Annotated in this window: 18 protein-coding genes and 1 riboswitch; of the genes, 7 read left to right on the top strand and 11 right to left on the bottom strand. The window is 37.8% G+C overall.

The window, feature by feature from the left end:
* Positions 1 to 41: 41 nt before the first annotated feature.
* The gene (locus LUD75_RS05365) at positions 42 to 395 is read right to left on the bottom strand and encodes a septal ring lytic transglycosylase RlpA family protein (protein ID WP_232704632.1); all 354 of its coding nucleotides are present in this window, start codon (positions 393 to 395) and stop codon (positions 42 to 44) included.
* A gap of 173 nt (positions 396 to 568) precedes the next feature.
* Here LUD75_RS05365 and LUD75_RS05360 point away from each other — a divergent pair, with 173 nt between their 5' ends.
* The 4 genes from LUD75_RS05360 to LUD75_RS05345 all read left to right on the top strand — a co-directional run bounded on the left by LUD75_RS05360 (position 569) and on the right by LUD75_RS05345 (position 3339).
* Positions 569 to 1336, top strand: coding sequence for an enoyl-CoA hydratase-related protein (locus LUD75_RS05360; protein WP_232704631.1), 768 nt, complete (start codon positions 569 to 571; stop codon positions 1334 to 1336).
* A gap of 9 nt (positions 1337 to 1345) precedes the next feature.
* Positions 1346 to 1777, top strand: coding sequence for a dCMP deaminase family protein (locus tag LUD75_RS05355; protein WP_232704630.1), 432 nt, complete (start codon positions 1346 to 1348; stop codon positions 1775 to 1777).
* Between the two features lie 45 nt (positions 1778 to 1822).
* Entirely contained in the window at positions 1823 to 2734 is a 912-nt protein-coding gene (gene xerD / locus LUD75_RS05350; protein ID WP_232704629.1) for a site-specific tyrosine recombinase XerD, read from the top strand.
* Positions 2735 to 2823: 89 nt separating this feature from the next.
* Positions 2824 to 3339, top strand: a complete 516-nt coding sequence (locus LUD75_RS05345) for an NUDIX domain-containing protein (protein ID WP_232704628.1) — start codon at positions 2824 to 2826, stop codon at positions 3337 to 3339.
* A gap of 78 nt (positions 3340 to 3417) precedes the next feature.
* Here the strand turns inward: LUD75_RS05345 and LUD75_RS05340 are convergent, their stop codons facing one another.
* Positions 3418 to 3975, bottom strand: coding sequence for a thioredoxin family protein (locus LUD75_RS05340; protein WP_232704627.1), 558 nt, complete (start codon positions 3973 to 3975; stop codon positions 3418 to 3420).
* Positions 3976 to 4042: 67 nt separating this feature from the next.
* Complete coding sequence (gene miaA / locus LUD75_RS05335; protein ID WP_232704626.1) at positions 4043 to 4954, bottom strand: tRNA (adenosine(37)-N6)-dimethylallyltransferase MiaA; 912 nt, start codon at positions 4952 to 4954, stop codon at positions 4043 to 4045.
* Between the two features lie 217 nt (positions 4955 to 5171).
* Between miaA and LUD75_RS05330 the strand changes: the two genes are divergently transcribed.
* Both LUD75_RS05330 and LUD75_RS05325 read left to right on the top strand, forming a co-directional pair.
* Complete coding sequence (locus LUD75_RS05330; RefSeq protein WP_232704625.1) at positions 5172 to 6326, top strand: methionine aminotransferase; 1155 nt, start codon at positions 5172 to 5174, stop codon at positions 6324 to 6326.
* Between the two features lie 4 nt (positions 6327 to 6330).
* Complete coding sequence (locus LUD75_RS05325) at positions 6331 to 6897, top strand: DUF2911 domain-containing protein (protein WP_232704624.1); 567 nt, start codon at positions 6331 to 6333, stop codon at positions 6895 to 6897.
* Between the two features lie 245 nt (positions 6898 to 7142).
* On the opposite strand, the gene LUD75_RS05320 is transcribed toward LUD75_RS05325, so the two are convergent.
* Positions 7143 to 7766 (bottom strand): HAD family hydrolase, encoded by a 624-nt coding sequence (locus LUD75_RS05320; RefSeq protein WP_232704623.1) that lies wholly within the window; start codon positions 7764 to 7766, stop codon positions 7143 to 7145.
* A complete protein-coding gene (gene hutI / locus LUD75_RS05315; RefSeq protein WP_232704622.1) occupies positions 7763 to 8989 on the bottom strand; it encodes an imidazolonepropionase in 1227 nt (408 codons plus the stop codon). The genes LUD75_RS05320 and hutI overlap by 4 nt, the downstream gene beginning before the upstream one ends.
* Before the next feature lie 170 nt (positions 8990 to 9159).
* On the opposite strand from hutI, the gene LUD75_RS05310 reads away from it, so the two are divergent.
* Positions 9160 to 9837, top strand: a complete 678-nt coding sequence (locus LUD75_RS05310) for a hypothetical protein (RefSeq protein WP_232704621.1) — start codon at positions 9160 to 9162, stop codon at positions 9835 to 9837.
* A gap of 34 nt (positions 9838 to 9871) precedes the next feature.
* On the opposite strand, the gene metF is transcribed toward LUD75_RS05310, so the two are convergent.
* The 6 genes from metF to LUD75_RS05280 form a co-directional block, all read right to left on the bottom strand.
* Positions 9872 to 10831 (bottom strand): methylenetetrahydrofolate reductase [NAD(P)H], encoded by a 960-nt coding sequence (gene metF, locus LUD75_RS05305; RefSeq protein ID WP_034963222.1) that lies wholly within the window; start codon positions 10829 to 10831, stop codon positions 9872 to 9874.
* A 37-nt stretch (positions 10832 to 10868) separates the two neighbouring features.
* Positions 10869 to 13532, bottom strand: coding sequence for a methionine synthase (metH, locus tag LUD75_RS05300; protein WP_232704620.1), 2664 nt, complete (start codon positions 13530 to 13532; stop codon positions 10869 to 10871).
* Between the two features lie 68 nt (positions 13533 to 13600).
* A complete protein-coding gene (locus LUD75_RS05295; protein ID WP_232704619.1) occupies positions 13601 to 14611 on the bottom strand; it encodes a homocysteine S-methyltransferase family protein in 1011 nt (336 codons plus the stop codon).
* 264 nt (positions 14612 to 14875) lie between these two features.
* Positions 14876 to 16042, bottom strand: coding sequence for an O-succinylhomoserine sulfhydrylase (locus LUD75_RS05290; protein WP_232704618.1), 1167 nt, complete (start codon positions 16040 to 16042; stop codon positions 14876 to 14878).
* Between the two features lie 120 nt (positions 16043 to 16162).
* Positions 16163 to 17701 carry a homoserine dehydrogenase gene (locus LUD75_RS05285; RefSeq protein ID WP_232704617.1) on the bottom strand — a complete coding sequence of 513 codons (1539 nt, stop codon included), beginning with the start codon at positions 17699 to 17701 and terminating at the stop codon, positions 16163 to 16165.
* Positions 17701 to 18648: an alpha/beta fold hydrolase gene (locus LUD75_RS05280; protein ID WP_232704616.1), complete on the bottom strand. Its 948-nt coding sequence runs from the start codon at positions 18646 to 18648 to the stop codon at positions 17701 to 17703. Before LUD75_RS05280 ends, LUD75_RS05285 begins: the two co-directional genes overlap by 1 nt.
* 52 nt (positions 18649 to 18700) lie before the next feature.
* A riboswitch (SAM riboswitch) is annotated at positions 18701 to 18808 on the bottom strand.
* Positions 18809 to 18940 lie beyond the last annotated feature (132 nt).

Here is an 18940-nt window from a genome sequence, read left to right as displayed (position 1 = left end):
TAACGAATCAGTTTATAGTTTCTTCTATATTATATTAAGGATTATTTCAAAATCCTGTATTTCACTTTTACGATGCCTTCATTCAGATCGGCTATTTTTTTGAAAGCGCCTTGGCTAAGGTCAAATTCCCTAGATGGCTTTAAAGGTCCACGGTCATTTACAGTGATGATGACGGATTTGTCGTTATTTATATTAATAATCTCAACCCTAGTTCCGAAAGCCAGTGTTTTATTGGAAGCTGTATGTTTGGAATGTCTGTAAGTTTCGCCGCTTGAAGTTTTTTTACCATCAAATTTATCAGCATAATAAGAAACCGTCGTTGTCCTAAATGAACCATTTGAAGAATTTCTGCTGCCACAGGAAATCACAAAAAGCACAGGTAGGAATATGTACATTTTTAATGGATATTGAAGTGTTTTGAATAAAGTTTTCATTACTATAATTTACAATGGTTAATAAATCTATAATAAAAATGTTAATTGTTCATTAATATTTTGTTTATATTGCACAATATTTCTAAATTAGATTTATAATTAGTTAGAGATTGAAACATAATCTCCTATTTTAAATGAATTACGAAAGTATAAAATTAACAATAGACAGAAAAATTGCTGTTGTAACGATCAACCGGCCAGAAAGCTTAAATGCCTTGAATACTCAGGTTTTTAATGATCTGGAAAGTGTGTTTGATTTTCTGGAAAGTGAGAAAACTGTAAATTGTGTGATCTTAACTGGAAGCGGGGAGAAATCCTTTGTTGCCGGTGCAGATATCAAAGAGTTTTCAAATTTCAGTCAGGAAAAAGCAACCGAACTGTCAAAAAGAGGACATTTTGTTTTTAATAAAATAGAAAATCTCAGCAAACCGGTCATTGCAGCAGTCAATGGTTTTGCTTTGGGCGGCGGATTGGAATTGGCAATGGCTTGTCATTTGAGATATGCTTCTGCAAATGCCAAACTGGGCCTGCCGGAAGTAACTTTGGGATTGATTCCCGGTTACGGCGGGACACAGAGATTGCCGAAATTGGTTGGCAAAGGCATTGCAAACGAAATGATTTTCTCTGCTAAAATGATTTCTGCAGAAAAAGCCAAATCTATTGGTCTGATAAACGAAGTTTTTTCTCTCGAAGAATTGCTTCCAAAAACGCAGGAACTGGCTGAGCAAATCGTGAAAAACTCGCCGCAAGGCATTGCAAAAGCGATAAAAGCCGTGAATGCAAGTGATCTGGAGCACGGAATGGAAACCGAGGTTAATTCTTTTGGAGAATTATTTGCCCAGGGAGATTTTAAAGAAGGTGTGTCTGCTTTTCTTGAAAAAAGAAAGCCCGCTTTTGATTAAATTTAAAGAATGAATTATAATAAATTTGATCTTGCTTATCTTAAGATGGCTTCCGAATGGGGAAATCTGTCTTACTGCAAGAGGAAAAAAGTGGGAGCGCTGATTGTGAAAGACCGAATGATCATCTCCGACGGATACAACGGAACGCCTTCCGGTTTTGAAAACAACTGCGAAGATGAAGATGGCAAAACAAATTGGTTTGTGCTCCACGCAGAAGCCAACGCCATATTAAAAATAGCAAGCAGCACGCAATCCTGTAAAGATGCAACGCTGTATATTACGATGTCACCTTGCAAAGAATGCAGTAAATTAATTCTGCAGGCCGGCATCAAAAAAGTGGTTTATATGACAGTTTACTCCGATAATAGCGGATTGGAGTTTTTGAAAAACGCTGGAATAGAGACATTAAACATAACAGAACAAGAATTATATATTTTATGAAGAAATAATACTTAATTAAGAAACAATTTTAAAAAAAACACAAATATGAACTGGTCCGAAAAAATTACAGACTTCTCAAATTTTCTAAAATTTGAGAAAAACTTCTCTGACAACACACTTGACGCTTACCTCAGAGACATCAAAAAACTTGAAACCTTTGCTATGGCTGATTTGGGAGAAATTTCTCCACAGGATATCAGCTATGAAAATCTTCAGGAGTACATCTATCAACTGTCAAAAAACAAAATCAGCGAGCGTTCTCAGGCAAGAGGAATTTCTTCTATCAAAGCATTTTTCAAGTTCCTTTTGGAAGAAGAATACCGAGATGATAATCCCGCTTCACTTCTGGAAGGTCCAAAGCTTGGCCTTTATCTGCCTGACACTTTGAGTATCGACGACATCGACAGAATTATCGAAAACATTGATAAAAAGACAGATATTGGACAACGAAACCAATGTATCCTGGAAGTTCTCTATGGTTGTGGACTGCGCGTTTCGGAATTGGTGGATTTGAAAATCTCTAATATCAATTTCAAAGAAAACTTCATCATCGTAGAAGGAAAAGGCGAAAAAACCAGATTGGTACCTTTGGCAAAATCTACAGCAGAATGCATTTTGGATTACATCAAAAATGTAAGAGCTGTTGGAAAAATCAACAAAAAATTCGAGGATATTCTTTTTCTTAATACTAGAGGAACCAATATGTCCAGAGTAATTGTCTTCATCATTATCAAGGAAATGACCCAGAAAGCTGGAATTACAAAAAGTATTTCGCCGCACACTTTCCGTCATTCTTTTGCGACACACCTGTTGCAGAATGGTGCAGATTTGAGATTCATCCAGGAAATGTTGGGTCACAGCAGCATCACGACGACTCAAGTTTACACGCATTTGAAAACGGAGGAATTGAGAGATGTGATCATCCAATTTCATCCGCGAAATAGAAAAGCAGTTTAATCAAAAGCATTATATAATTCTTAAAACCATCTTGAAATTTCAGGATGGTTTTTGTTTTTGAAATGATCTTATTTCATTAATTTTATCCAATGGAAAATCTGAAATTCTGCCCAAAATGCGGACACGAAACTTTGAAATGGAATGATGTAACCAAATTCAATTGTGATAACTGCGATTTTGTTTTGTATCATAATACAGCTGCGGCAGTTGCAGTCATAATAAAACACGATAACGAATTATTTTTCACAGTCAGAAATCAGGAACCTGGAAAAGGAAAATTGGATTTGCCAGGCGGTTTTTGTGACCCGAAAGAAAGCGCAGAAGAAACCTGCGCCAGAGAACTTTTTGAAGAATTAGAATTGAAAATTGATGTTCAAAAACTGAGATACCTCGGAAGCCGACCGAACATTTATCCATACAAAAACATCAGTTACAACACGATGGATTTGTTTTACGAATACGAAGTTGATGAAAAATTTGAAATCAAAATAGAAGAATCCGAAATCTCTGAAGGCATTTGGATTCCCATTTCTGAAATTGATATCGACAAAATTGCCTTTGAATCTCAGAAGGATTTTATTAAAAATAATATCACCAAACTTTAACTATAAAACCCAGAAACTAATTTCTGGGTTTTATATATCAATAAAGCAATTTGCGAAAAGCAAACCTCCAAAAGCCAATTATTTCCACTTGATGTTACAACCCAAACTTGGTCTTTGGAAATCTTCTTGGTCTTGTCCGGCCAAATGATTTTCAAAAGCAATCACCAAATCCTCGCCAGTAATTTCTTTTTGATTTCCTGGTCTGGAATCATCCATTTGACCACGATAGATTAATTTCAGATTCTCATCAAAGAAATAAAAATCTGGTGTACACGCGGCGTCAAAAGCTTTTGCAACTTCTTGACTTTCGTCGTAGAGATAAGGAAACTTCAAAGCTTTTTCTTCTACAAATTCCACCATCATCTCTGGAGAATCAGCTGGATATCTGTCGACGTCATTAGAATTAATTCCAATAAACTCGATGCCTTGAGAGTTGTAATCTTCATACAATTCCTCCAAAACATCGATGATGTGAAGCACAAACGGACAATGATTGCACATAAAAACCACCAAAGTTCCTTTCTTTCCTTTCAGAGATTCCAGACTTTGGATTTCGTTATTTTTCACAGGATTTGGAAGGCTAAAATCAGGCGCTTTCGTTCCTAAAGCCAACATATTTGATTGTGTATTTGACATAAATTTTGATTAAAAGATTAAAACATTTTGAGATTAAGAAATTAGATTTTTAATAATTTAACTATTCCTAAATCTCTGAATCACTTAATTTCCTCAGCAAATATAATGCTTCTTCCACAGAATTATCATAATTCACCCAATTCACATTTCCCAATTTTCGGTTCCACGTCATTTGGCGTTTGGCGTATCGACGGGAATTCTTCTTGATTTCAGAAACGGCGAAATCCAAATCCCATTCGCCATCAAAATATTTGAACAACTCTGAATAACCAACCGTTTGAAGTGCGACTTTATCTCTGTCAGCAATCAATCCTTTGGCTTCTTCCAACAAACCATTTTCCATCATTATATCGACGCGCCGATTGATTCTTTCATAAATTACTTCTCTTGGTGCTTCAATTCCAATTCTAAATGTCTCAAAATGACGCTGAGGTTTTGGTAAACTAAGATTTTCGGTGTAGGTTTTTCCCGTTTGCCAAATGATGTCAATTGCTCGTAACAAACGCCTTGAATTGTCTTTATCAACAACCGATAAATATTCCGGGTCGAGTTCTGATAATAATTTTTGTAAAGGTTCAATTCCCTGATTTTCAAAAATATCAATTAGTTTTTTCTGATTTTCGTCGTCAGCTTCTGGTAAATCGTTCAATCCTTCCACAACCGCTTTTTCGTACATTCCGCTTCCGCCAACCATTATGGCGATATCTTTTTCGGCGAAAATCTCATCCAACTTTTCAATCGCTTCGTGCTCGTACAAACCAATGGAATAATAATCATCAATGCTGAGGTTCCCGACAAAATGATGTTTTGCCTCGGCCAATTCAGATTCCGTCGGCATTGCAGTTCCGATTTTCATCTCACGATAAAACTGACGGGAATCGCAGGAAATAATTTCTGTACCGAGATAATTTGCCAAATCGATGGCCAATCTGGTTTTTCCGATTCCTGTAGTTCCGACGATGGAGATAAGACGTTTCAAAAAAATATTTTTGCAAATTTACGAAATGAGAATCACTTTTTTCGGTCACCACAAAAGTCACAAAAGACATTTATGCGAAAAAGTTCAAAAAAGTTTCCATATTCTTTTGTGAGCTTTTGAATATTATTGATAAAAAACTTTTGGACTTTTGTGGTTGAGAAAACATCAGAAAAATTGTTAGAGAATTTCTCAATTATTACTTAATTTTACCATCGTTATGGCTTTAAGATTATCTACATCCAAACTTCCGGACGTGAAAACCACGATTTTCACGGAAATGTCTTTGTTGGCGCAACAGGAAAACGCCGTCAATCTTTCGCAAGGATTTCCCGATTATCAAGCTGATGAAAACCTTCTGAAATATTTGGGTGATTTTGCGAAAGAAGGTTACAATCAATATGCACCGTTGTTTGGAATCAAGGAACTTCGGGAAGAGATTTCGAGGAAGTTCAGTTCGCAATATCAGGTTGATTATCATCCGGATGCTGAAATTAATATTACAGCTGGCGCAACGCAAGGAATTTTCACCGTTATTTCTACTTTCGTTGAAAAAGATGATGAAGTGATTATTTTCGAACCAGCCTACGATTGCTACGAACCTGCGATTATTCTGAATGGCGGAATTGTGAAAAAGGTAAAAATGCTTTATCCAGATTACAAAATTAATTGGAATGAAGTGAAAAATCTGGTTTCCGCAAAGACCAAAATGATTATCATCAACAATCCCAATAATCCTTCCGGGAAAATCTTGAAAGAGAATGATATTGAGGAATTAATTAAGATTGTAAAAGACACTAACATCATTATTCTAAGCGATGAAGTATATGAAAACATCACATTTGACGGGAAATCTCATTTGACATTAGCCAAATATTCTGAGCTGAAAGAAAGAACTTTTGTTGTTGGCTCATTTGGAAAACTGCTTCATATCACTGGTTGGAAAATTGGCTATATTCTGGCGCCTTCTGAATTAATGAATGAGTTCCGAAAAGTCCATCAATACAATGTTTTCTGCGTAAATACACCTGCTCAATTTGCCATTGCAAAATATCTTCAAAACATTCAGGATTTCTCTGAAACCTCCACATTCTTCGAAGAGAAAAGAAATTATTTGAAAAGTGCTTTGTCAGAAACACCATTTGAATTGTTGGATTGTGAAGGCACCTATTTTCTGTCCGCCAATTTTGGTTCGATTTCTGATATGCAAGACAAGGATTTTTGCTATTGGCTGACGAAAGAACACAAAGTTGCAACAATTCCGTTTTCAGCGTTTTACAAAGATAAAACCGATGAGAAAGTCATCCGATTTTGTTTCGCCAAAAAACAGGAAACTCTGGACAAAGCCATTGAACAATTAATAAAATTAAAATAAATAAATGAAAAATTTAATCTTAGCCGCTTCATTATTAATCGGAGTTAGCGCTTACTCTCAAGCCAAATTGGATGCCACAAAACTAAATTATTTGCCGGCAGATGCAAGTCCGATGGATGCAACGTATTATCCGCTTCAGGTGCTTTCTTCAAAGTCAGAAACGCCGAAAGTGAAAGTAGTCTATTCCCGTCCTCAGAAAAAGAACAGAGTCGTTTTCGGAAATCTTGTGAAATATGGAGAAATCTGGAGAATGGGAGCGAATGAAAATACCGAAATCAAATTCTACACGCCAGTGAAAATCAATGGAAAAGATATTCCGGCTGGAACTTACAGTTTATTCGCTGTTCCAAACGAAAAAGAATGGACCATCGTTCTGAATTCTGATGTTGACAGATGGGGCGCGTACGCTTATGACAAGAGCAAGGATGTGGTGAGATTCAATGTTCCGGCTGAGAAAACCACTGCTCCCGTTGAATTTTTCTCTATCACTTTTGTGCAGACCAAAACAGGCGCAGATTTGTACGCTGGTTGGGACAATACACAAGTTAAATTCCCGATTGAGTTCAAGTAATCACCGATATTTATAAAAAATGAAGCCTTATCAGATTTTGATAAGGCTTTTTTATTGAATTGAAAACGTGGAATCTGTCGCAGCCCGACTTATCTCAAATTTTTATTTATTTTTTTGAATCGATGAACCACTTCGTTAGGTTTGAGCGGAAATCCTTTTTTGCTTGGACTTAATTTTCAACTTAAGTGAAATCGTCGGGCAAAAAAGATTGGGAGCGGAAGGCGGATTAAGCTGCCCAAATATAATTAAGTTGTTAATAAATCTTCAAAGTTTTCTATTTGATATTCAGCATTTTCTATTTTCCCAAAACCATAAGCGGCATAAATAAAATCGACGCCAGCTTTTTCAGAAGATTCTTTGTCCCAAATCGTATCGCCGATGTAGACCGGATTTTGAAGTTCATTTCTTGTGACAATCAACCGAATGTTTTCATCTTTTGGTAAACCCCGATTTCCAAAACATTCGAAATCCTCGAAATACGGATTTAAGTCGTAAAAATCCAAAAAGCTCTCGATGTAGCCCGAAAGACAATTGCTGACGATGAAAAGACGATGTGTCTTGCTGAGTTTTTCTAAAGTTTCTCGGACTTGGGGAAACAATCTTCCGCCCGATTCATTCAGATATTTTTTCTCTCGAATGCTGTAAATAGTTTCAAAATTCTGAAGTTTTTCCTTTGGAATAAAATTGAAATGCTGGGCAAAAATATCATCCATCTTCATCCCAGAAAAATTTCTGATGTCCAAAGCATTCAAATTAATATCAAAACCAATTTCCAAAATACTGTCATTAAAGGCTCTGACAACGGTTTCCGACGCATCCCACAGTGTTCCGTCCAGGTCAAAAATTAGACTGTCTCTTTCTTCTATCATAAAATTTGTTCTCCGTTGATGTAAACTTTTGAAGGTTTTAAACTCCCTTGGTTGTAAAGAATATTTTGAAAATTATCTGTTTCGTAAGTGATAAAATCTGCTTTTTTTCCTTTTGCCAAGATTCCTCTGTCTTCCAAATCCAAGGCGTAAGCTGCACGGAAAGTTATCGCCGCCAAAACCTCCGCAGTAGTCAACTTCTGATAAGTTGCTAGGATTGAAGCTTGAGTTACGAGATTTCCCATTGGCGCAGAACCTGGATTCCAGTCTGTTGCGATGGCTAGAATTCCGCCTTTGTCGAGGATTTTTCTGGCTGGCGAAAATGGTTCGCCTAAACCTAAACTTGCGCCTGGAAGTGCAATAGCCACAGTTTCTGAATTAGCAAGAAACTCAATATCTTCATCGATAGTTGCTTCTAAATGGTCTGCAGATTTGGCGCCAACTTCCACCGCAATTCTTGAGCTACCGGCAGTGAATTGGTCGGCGTGAACCGTAATTTGAAAACCTAATTCTTTAGCTTTCAAAAGCAAGTTTTTACTTTCTTCCGGCTGAAAAGCGGATTTTTCAATGAAAATATCAACTCGGTTTGCGAGGTTTTCTTCTTTTACTTTTGGTAGAATTTCATTAAGAATATAATTAAGATAATCCTCGGAAGAACCTTCGAAATCTCGTGGCTTCAAATGAGCAGAGAGGCAAGTCGGAATCAAGGTGGCTTTGGTTTTTGTTTGAGCTTTTTTAATGGCGCGCAACATTTTCAGTTCCTCATCAACATTCAGTCCGTAACCACTTTTAATCTCGATGGTTGTGATGCCTTGATTTAATAAAATATTGATGCGTTCTAAGATTCCATCAATCAAATTTTCCTCAGAAGCTTTTCTGGTGTGTTGCACAGAACTCCAAATTCCACCGCCGGATTCGGCAATTTCGAGATAGGTTTTTCCGGCATTTCGCATTGCAAAATCATTAGCGCGATTTCCGCCGAAACAAATATGTGTGTGCGCATCTACAAAAGCAGGAAGTGCAATCTGTTCATTTTCAATCAAATCGATTTCTGAATCAGGATATTTTTGTTTTAAAACTTCGAAATTATCAACTTCGATAACAATTCCGTTATCGGTCAAAATTCCGCCATCAATAATGATTTCCAATTGTTCGTCACTTAATTTTCCCTTTAATGGAAGCTGATTCAGCGTGACGATTTGTTTGAATGGTCCTGATAATTTCATAATTAAAGTTGTGCTGTAAAAATACTCATAATCTTCAAACCTTATCAATGATTAAAATATTGATTATGCAATTCAATACATTTGTTAATTCTCATAAAATTTTATTAAACGATCAAGAATTCTTTTTTTTTATTTAAAATTCATTGTATTTTTACAAAAATTAATAACAAATGAAAAAATTAATTATTACAGCAAGTGTATTTTTAAGTGGTATATTTTTACAAGCTCAACAAATTGATTTAGCAAGAAATGCTCAATTTACAAAGTCTATGGACGAGATTAATAATGGTCCAAAAAAAATAAAATATTCTGACATCCAAGGAACGCCTTATTATTACCCTAATTTTATTCCTGCTAAATTAGGAGATACTTCCGGAACAATTCCTATTCGTTACAGTCCTTTTTTAGATTCTGTAGAGATTCTGGATAATAAGACTGGAAATGTTTATGTAATTCCTGAAGAAGAGGCTTACCCAAAGTTTACATTTGAAACTACAAAAGAAAAATTAGTGCTGGTAAATACTAACAATGAATATTCTGGATATTTCTTTGAAGTAGTTGGAGGTAAAAATAGACTTTTAAAGAAAGTTATTACAAAATTCAAGGATGAAACGCCACCGCCAAATACTTTAGTTCCAGGTATTCCCGCAAAATTTGAAGTTCAAAAACCGATCTATTTTATAAAATCCGATGAAGGAGTTGTAAAAGTTTCTAAGAAAGCAGATGACTTGTTCAATGCTTTGCCTGCTGATAAAAAGGACGCAGCAAAGGATTTCGTAAAATCTAATAAGATAAAATTAAATGAAGAGTTGGACCTTGTAAAACTGGTTACTTTTCTTAACAAATAAAAAAAGAGATGCAAATTTGCATCTCTTTTTAGTTTTAGAAAACTTCTCTTCCAATTTTCAAAATATTATCACTTTTCCCCATCGAATAAAAATGCAAGACCGGAATGCCAAAATCCAACAGTTCTTTGCATTGGTTGATGGCCCACTCTATCCCGACTTCGCGAACATCACTGTTGGTTTTGCATTTCAAAACTTCAGAAATTAAATTCTCAGGCAAATCGATTTTGAAAACTTGTGGCAACATTTGCAAATGACCTTTGGTTGCAATTGGTTTGATGCCCGGAATGATTGGAACATCAATCCCGATTTCTCTGGCTTGTTTTACGAAATCAAAGAATTTTTGGTTATCAAAAAACATTTGAGTCACGATATAATCTGCGCCAGCTTCCACTTTTTTCTTCAACATTTGAAGGTCATAATTCATAGAAGGTGCTTCGATGTGTTTTTCCGGATAACCTGCGACGCCGATGCAGAAACTGCTGTTTTCCTCACATTGGACGATTTCCTCGTGAAGGTACTTCCCGGTTCCTAAATCGTGAATTTGCTTAACCAAATCCGAAGCATATTTGTGTCCACCTTTTGACTGCTCAAAATATTTTTCACCTTTCATTGCATCGCCTCGCAAAGCCACAATGTTATTGATTCCCAAATACATACAATCCACCAAAAGATATTCGGTTTCTTCTTTTGTAAATCCTCCGCACAACACGTGCGGAACTGTATCAACATTATATTTATTCTGAATCGCCGAACAGATTCCCAAAGTTCCAGGACGCATCCTTGTGATTTTTCGCTCCATCAAACCATTTCCTCTTTCAAGAAAAATGTACTCTTCGCGAGACGTTGTTACATCAATAAAAGGCGGATTGAACTCCATCAACGGGTCAATGTTTTTATATAAATCGGCAATTCCAACGCCTTTTTGGGGAGGAACAATTTCGAAAGAGAAAAGCGTTTTTCCGTTGGCGTTTTTTATATGGTCAGTAATTTTCATTATTTTAATTCAAAATTCAAGGTTTAAAATTCAAAGTCTAATCAGCCAAATTCGGGCTCAGCCATTTTCTAGCATATTCCAAATCGACATCTTTTCTGTCGGCATAATCTTTCAATTGGTCTTCATCAATCTTTCCAACGCCGAAATATTTTGATTTTTCATTACCAAAATAATAACCAGAAACAGCTGCGGTTGGCCACATTGCTAAACTTTCGGTTAAAGTCACTCCGATTTTCTCGTCAACTTTAAGCAAATCCCAAATCGTCAATTTATCCAAATGGTCGGGACAAGCCGGATAACCTGGAGCTGGACGAATTCCCAAATATTTTTCTTTAATCAAATCGTCATTGGTCAAAGTTTCATTTTCTGAGTAACCCCAATATTCTGTTCTGACTTTTTTGTGAAGATATTCTGCGAACGCTTCTGCAAAACGGTCTGCCAAAGCTTTTACCATAATCGCGTTGTAATCGTCCATTTTATCTTCGTATTCCTTCGCCAATTCATCCGCACCAAAACCTGTACAAACACAGAAAACACCGATATAATCTTTTTTTCCAGAATTTTCAGGCGCAATAAAATCTGACAAAGCGAAATATTCTTTGCCCTCGGATTTTTTATGTTGTTGTCTCAAAGTTCGGAAAGTTGAAATCACATTTTGATTGTCATCATAGACCAAAATATCATCGCGTTCAGTCGCATTTGCAGGGAAGATTCCGAAAATACCTTTGGCTTTGAAACTTTTTTCTTGAAGGATTTTCTTAAGCATTGCTTTGGCTTCATTAAACAAAATCGTCGCTTGCTCGCCAACCACATTGTCCGTCAAAATATCAGGAAATTTCCCAAACAATTGCCAGCTTCTGAAAAACGGTGACCAGTCGATAAATTCTACCAATTCGTTTAAATCTTGGTCTTCGATAATGGTGATTCCTAATTTATTTGGCTTATGAATATTTTCATTTTCCCAATCTATTTTGAATTTCTGTTTTCTCGCTTCATCAATCGTAACATATTCTTTATCAACTTGTCGATTCAGGAATTTCTCACGGAAATCGTCGTAATCTTTTTTCAATTCCAAAGAATAAACGCTGGATTTGTCTTTATTTAAAAGGGAACTCACAACGCCAACAGCTCTGGAAGCATCATTCACGTGAACAACTGTATTCGCATATTTCGGAGCGATTTTAACAGCTGTGTGCGCTTTGGAAGTCGTTGCACCTCCAATTAATAATGGGAAACTTAGATTGCGTCTTTCCAATTCTGAAGCGAGGTGAACCATCTCGTCCAAACTGGGAGTAATCAATCCGCTTAGACCAATGATATCCACTTTTTCATCAATCGCCGTTTGAATAATTTTATCTGCAGGAACCATCACGCCGAGGTCAACGATGTCGTAATTGTTGCAACCCAAAACCACACTCACAATATTTTTTCCAATGTCGTGAACGTCGCCTTTTACTGTTGCCATCAGGATTTTTCCGTTCGCTGGTCTAGTTCCGTCTTTTTCAGCTTCGATAAAAGGTTGAAGATAAGCGACAGCTTTTTTCATTACTCTCGCTGATTTTACAACTTGAGGCAAGAACATTTTCCCACTTCCGAAAAGGTCGCCGACAACGCCCATTCCTGTCATTAGATTAACTTCGATGACGTGAAGTGGTTTTTCTGCCTGCAATCTCGCTTCTTCAGTATCTTCCTCAATGAAACGGTCAAGTCCTTTGACTAAGGAATGCGTGATTCTATCTTGCAAAGGCATTTCTCGCCAAGCCAAATCTTCGGCTTTTTCTTTTTTGGTAGATTTTACTCTTTCGGAATAGTCCAACAATCTTTCGGTTGCGTCGTCTTTTCTATCGAGCATCACGTCCTCGACCAATTCCAGAAGTTCTTTAGGAATTTCGTCATACACTTCCAACATCGTCGGGTTTACGATTCCCATATTCATTCCCGCTTTTATCGCGTGGTAAAGGAAAACCGAATGCATCGCTTCACGCACAGAATCATTTCCTCGGAAAGAAAATGAAACGTTGGAAACGCCACCACTAACCGATGCATAAGGAAGATTGGTTCGAACCCAACGCGTCGCCTCGATGAAATCAATGGCGTTTCTGCGGTGTTCTTCCATTCCTGTTGCAACAGGGAAAATATTTAAATCGAAAATAATATCTTCTGCCGGAAAATCCAGTTGATTGACCAAAATGTCGTAAGAACGTTTGGTAATTTCCAACCTTCTCTCAAAATTATCAGCTTGCCCAACCTCATCAAAAGCCATTACAATCACCGCGGCGCCATAACGTTTGATTGCTCTGGCGTGTTTGATAAACTCTTCTTCTCCTTCTTTTAAGCTGATGGAATTAACCACGGCTTTTCCTTGAACAACCTGTAATCCAGCTTCCAAGATTTCCCATTTCGAGGAATCAATCATAATTGGGATTCTGGAAATATCCGGCTCTGAAGCAATTAAGTTCAGGAATTTTATCATCGATGCTTTTCCATCAATCAATCCGTCATCGAAATTGACATCCAGGATTTGTGCACCACCATCGACCTGATGACGGGCAATATCAAGCGCTTCGGAAAATTTTTCTTCCTTGATTAATCGAAGGAATTTTTTGGAACCGGCCACATTGGTTCTTTCCCCAACATTGATAAAGTTGGATTCTGGCGTTATAATTAGAGGTTCTAGACCTGATAATTTTAAGTATTTCATAAGTTAATTTACCAATTTACCAATGTAACAATCTTGAGCTCGCAACTTATTGGTAAAGTGATACATTGTTATATTGTTACATTGATTGTCCTAGGTTCGTAGTTATTTGCCAAATCAGCAATCGCTTTGATATGTTCAGGCGTTGTTCCGCAACAACCACCGATAATATTGATTAGTCCTTTTTCCAAATATTCCTGCACCTGCTCAGCCATTTGGCTCGCCGTTTCGTCGTATTGACCGAAAGCGTTCGGTAAGCCGGCATTAGGATAAGCTGAGATTCCGAATTCTGATTGAGAAGAAATTGCCTCCAAATATGGCGTGAGTTGTTTTGCACCCAAAGCACAGTTGAATCCGACACTCAACAAGTCGAGATGAGAAACAGAAATCAGGAACGCTTCGGCGGTTTGTCCGCTCAAAGTTCTTCCAGAAGCATCGGTAATCGTTCCGGAAACCATAATCGGAATTTCAATTTTTCTTTCATCCTGAATTTGGTCGATGGCGAAAAGTCCGGCTTTTGCATTCAATGTGTCGAAGATGGTTTCTACTAACAGAATGTCTGAACCGCCGTCCAGCAAAGCTTCTGCCTGTTGTTTGTACGCAATTCTCAGTTCGTCGAAAGTGATTGCGCGATAACCTGGGTCATTCACATCTGGGCTAAGACTCGCCGTTCTGTTGGTTGGTCCGATGGAACCTGCAACAAATCTTGGTTTGTCGGGATTCTGAGCGGTAAATTCGTCGCAGACTTTGCGGGCGATTTTGGCTGATTCGTAATTAAGTTCGTAAACCAAATCTTCCATATGATAATCGGCCATCGCAATCGTGGTTCCGGAAAATGTATTGGTTTCGATGATGTCGGCGCCGGCTGAAAGATATTTTTTGTGGATTTCCTCAATTGCTTCTGGTTGTGTCAAAGAGAGCAAATCGTTGTTTCCTTTGAGTGAAGATTCCCAGTCTTTGAAACGCTCACCGCGATAATCTTCTTCCGAGAAATTGTAGCGCTGAATCATTGTTCCCATTGCGCCGTCCAAAATCAGGATGCGTTCGGAAATGGCTTTATATAATTGTTCTGAATTTTTCATTTTTCTATTATTTTCGTTTATCATAAACCGTTAGAATAAATTCTAACGCTAGAATATCGGTCGTTCCTTTGGAACTTGTTTTTTAATCGTCGTTTGAAAGAGGAAACCTCAACATAGCCCCGATGGGAACGGCATCCTTTTTTTGCTTTGACTAAACCTTCTTTTTGATGACCAATCGTCGTAGCAAAAAAAGATATAGTGGACAGCGGGCTGGAATCGTGATTCGAAGGCGAAAACTTGTTGCTCCAAATATTTTCGATTCCGTTAGTCTAAAGCTTGTTTCAAATCATTGATAATGTCATCAATATTTTCTAATCCGACGGAGCAACGCACCAATCCGGCGGTGATTCCAACCTCGTTTCGCTCGTCATCGGAAAGCTTGGAATGCGTTGTGGAAGCGGGATGCGTGACAATCGTCCGCGTGTCGCCAAGGTTTGCGGAAAGGGAACACATCTTGATTCGGTTGAGGAAATTGCGACCGCCCTCGATGCCGTTTTTGACTTCGAAAGCGACGATGTTTCCACCTAATTTCATTTGTTTTTTGGCGATTTCGTAGCTTGGATGAGACTTCAGGAAAGGATATTTCACCAATTCCACATTCGGATGATTTTCCAGAAACTCGGCTACTTTGAGCGCATTTTCGCAATGTTTCTCGACACGAATTGCCAACGTTTCTAAACTCTTGCTCAAAACCCACGCGTTGAACGGCGACATCGCGGGACCTGTGTTTCTCGCAAAAAGGTAAATCTCGCGAATCAAATCTGCCTTCCCAACAGCAACGCCACCGAGCACACGACCTTGACCGTCAATGAGTTTCGTTGCGGAATGGACAACAACATCTGCGCCGTACTTAATTGGCTGTTGCAGGTATGGCGTTGCGAAACAGTTGTCTACGATGAAAATCAAATTGTGTTTTTTAGCAATTTGTCCAAAAAATTCTAAGTCTAAAATTTCGATTGCCGGATTTGTCGGCGTTTCCAGGTACAAGATTTTTGTATTTGGTTGGATGTATTTTTCAATATTCTCGGCGTCTTCGGCTTTGAAATAGGTGGTTTTGATATTCCATTTTGGGAAATATTTCGTGAACAACGTGTGCGTGGAACCGAACACAGACTGACAGCTCACGATGTGGTCGCCAGCGTTGAGCAAGGTTGCAAAGGTGGAATAAATCGAAGCCATTCCCGTCGCGAAAGCATAACCGGATTCTGCGCCTTCCATTTTTACGATTTTATCTACGAATTCTGTGACGTTCGGGTTGCTGAAACGGCTGTAAAGATTCTTGTCTTTTTCCTCCGCAAAGCTCGCGCGCATATCTTCCGCATCTTCAAAAACGAAGCTCGAAGTGAGGTATAAAGGCGTGGAATGCTCGTCAAACTGAGTTCTTTCGGTTTGGGTTCTGATGGCTAATGTTTCGAAATTTTGATTTTCCATTTTTTAATTTTTCTAATGGTTGGAATTGTTTGTTCCATTTTTTGTTATCGTTGGAATGAATTCCAACGCTGTAACATCGGTCGTTCCTGTGGAACTCGAAGACTTCCAACTTCCTGCTTTTTATTTTGTTTCGCTTAATCTTAAAATATCTCCGAAAACGCCTCGGGCAGTCACTTTTGCTCCGGCTCCGGCGCCCATAATGACGATTGGATTTTCGCCGTAACTTTCGGTGTAGATTTCGAAGATGGAATCTGAACCTTTCAGCTGTCCGAGTGCGGAGTTGGCTGGAACGGAGATTAATTTCACGTCCAGTTCTCCTTTTTCTTCCTGAAGATTTCCGTGCAAATCGCCGACGTAACGCAGAACGTGGTCAGGTTTCTGGTTTTCTTTGATATTTTGATATTCTGAATCTAATTCTTCCAATCTTGAAATGAATTCGTTTTTGTCGATATCCAAAAGGTTTGATTGAACGAGATTTTGAATGTGAATATCTTCGAATTCATTAATCAAATCTAATTCTCTTGCTAGAATAAGCAATTTTCTTGCGACATCGTTTCCGGATAAATCTTCGCGTGGGTCAGGTTCTGTGAAACCTTTTTCCATCGCTTCTCGGATGATGATGGAATATTTGTCATTTCGGAGAGAGAAATTATTGAACACATAACTCAAAGTTCCGGAGAAGACACCTTTGATTCTGGTGATATTCTCGCCTGAAAGATGGAGAAGTTTGATGGTGTCAATTAACGGTAAACCTGCACCGACATTGGTTTCATAAAGATATTTCTTTTTATTTTTTTCTAATAATTTTCTGAAATCGCGGTATTCTGAAATTGGTAACGTATTGTAGATTTTGTTGGAACCTACGACATCAAAACCATTTTCTACAAAAGTCGGATAATGTTTTACAAAATCTTTGCTCGCTGTGTTGTCCACCATTACAAGGTTTTCCAAGTGATGTTCTTTGGCGAACTCAACTAACTTTTCTACGCTGGAATCTGTTTGGGAAAATTTGATTTTCTGTCTCCAATCGCTTCCGAATCCGGCTTGGTTGAAAGCAATTTTTTTGGAATTCGCAATTGCAACGATTTTCAAATCCACTCTTTTTCTTTTTAAGATATCGTAAGCAGAATCGAGGATTTGCTCTACCAAAGTTCCGCCGACATTTCCGTGACCAATCAAAGCGAGGTGAACGGTTTTTGGTTTTCCGTAGATTTCGGTTTCGATGATGTTTTTGGTGATTTCGGTTTGATTTTCGGTTACCACGATGTTCACTCTTCCGGCAGATGCGATTTGACTTAATAATAAAGGGAAAATCTTGTTGCGCTGAAGTTCTGATAAAATCTTATTGTAATTATCCGAAACAAAACCTATAACACTAAGACTGTCAATGCTATAGATATTATTAACGTGACCTTCCTTCGTTTCCTGTTCGAATTCTTTTTTCAAAAACTTAACCGCATCTTCTGCATCAACTTCGTCGACAAGAACAGAAATTCCGTTTTCTATCGCTTGCTGGGAAATAACGCCAACGCTGATTCCGCCTCCATTCAAAGCTTGAAAAATCCGTGAATCCACGCCGATTTGTCCGAGGAAATTTTTCCCTTCGAAGTTGACCAAAGCTTTGTTTCTATAAATATTTATTGCGTTCTTGTCTGTCATCAGTTCAAAAATAGAGGTGTTAAAATTGTGTTCAGTTGTTCATATTCCATCAGGAATGCGTCGTGTCCGTGGATGGATTTGATTTCGTGGTAGTGAACATTTTTGTTTTTATGTTGTAAAAAATCGTAAGTGTTTTTAATTTCAAAAGCCGGATAAAAAAGGTCTGAGTCAACCGAAACCAAATGGATTTCTGCATTGATGTTTTCCAGTTCATTTTCCTTTCCGTTGATGTTCATCAGAAGATGATTGACGAGTTTATAAGCCTTTAAACTAAATCTTTCGTTTAATCGATTTCCGTGGAAGTTGAGCCAATCGTGGGACTTTAAAATCTGCTTTTCAGAATCTGTTTCTCTTTTGAATCTGGAGTTGAGAGATTCCGGCGTTCTGTAGCATAACATTGCGTGCACTCTGGCCTTTTCAAGCGGTTTTTCTTCTGATTCCAAAAGATATTTCTGAACCAAACATTGCGAATGCAACCAATCCGAGGTTTTGAAATCTGTTGCGATTGGAATAAATCTTTCTGCTAAATTATTTTCCAAAGCCAACATTTCCCAACCGATAGAACCGCCGACAGAACCGCCCACCAAAGCGAAAAGCTTTTCTATTTTCAAAAGTTTTAAACCTTCGATGAAAATTTTGGCAATGTCCTGAACGATAAAGTTTTCGTAATCATCAATGAAAAATCCATCGAAACCATTTCCAGGAATGTTGAAACAGATTACGGTAAATCGGTTTGTGTCGATTACTTTTCCTTCTCCGACCAAGGTTTTCCACCAGCCATTTTCGCCGGCAACATCAGAGTTTCCTGTGAGCGCGTGGTTTATCAGAATGATGGGAGCAGAATACAGTTCTTTTCCAAAAAGCTGATAGCTTAATGGAATATCATAAACCTTTCCGGCTTGTGTCGCGAAATGTAATGTCTGAAGGTGCTGTAACTTATTTTCCAATTTTATCTGATAAAAAATTGAAAATGCTACGGGGAAATGTAGAATAAATGTTTGGTTATCTTTTCCCGAATAAATTGGGATAGAATTTAGCACCTTCTTCGTTTCCGAAGGGTTGCCAAGGTTTCACAGAGTCTAATCTCTCCACCTTTCTCGATAACATTTTCAATATGTAAATGAACAATTCTGACTGCAAATATACTTCACAAAGTATACTTTTTCCAAATTTCGCTTGAAATTTCTAAAATAATTATTTGTTAATATTCTATTTTCCCAGAACTTGCGTATAATATTT

The sequence above is a fragment of the Epilithonimonas sp. JDS genome, assembly GCF_021261315.1.
GTDB lineage: Bacteria > Bacteroidota > Bacteroidia > Flavobacteriales > Weeksellaceae > Epilithonimonas.
Note: the sequence above shows the minus strand (reverse complement) of the source record. Positions and strands in the feature narration are given on the sequence as shown.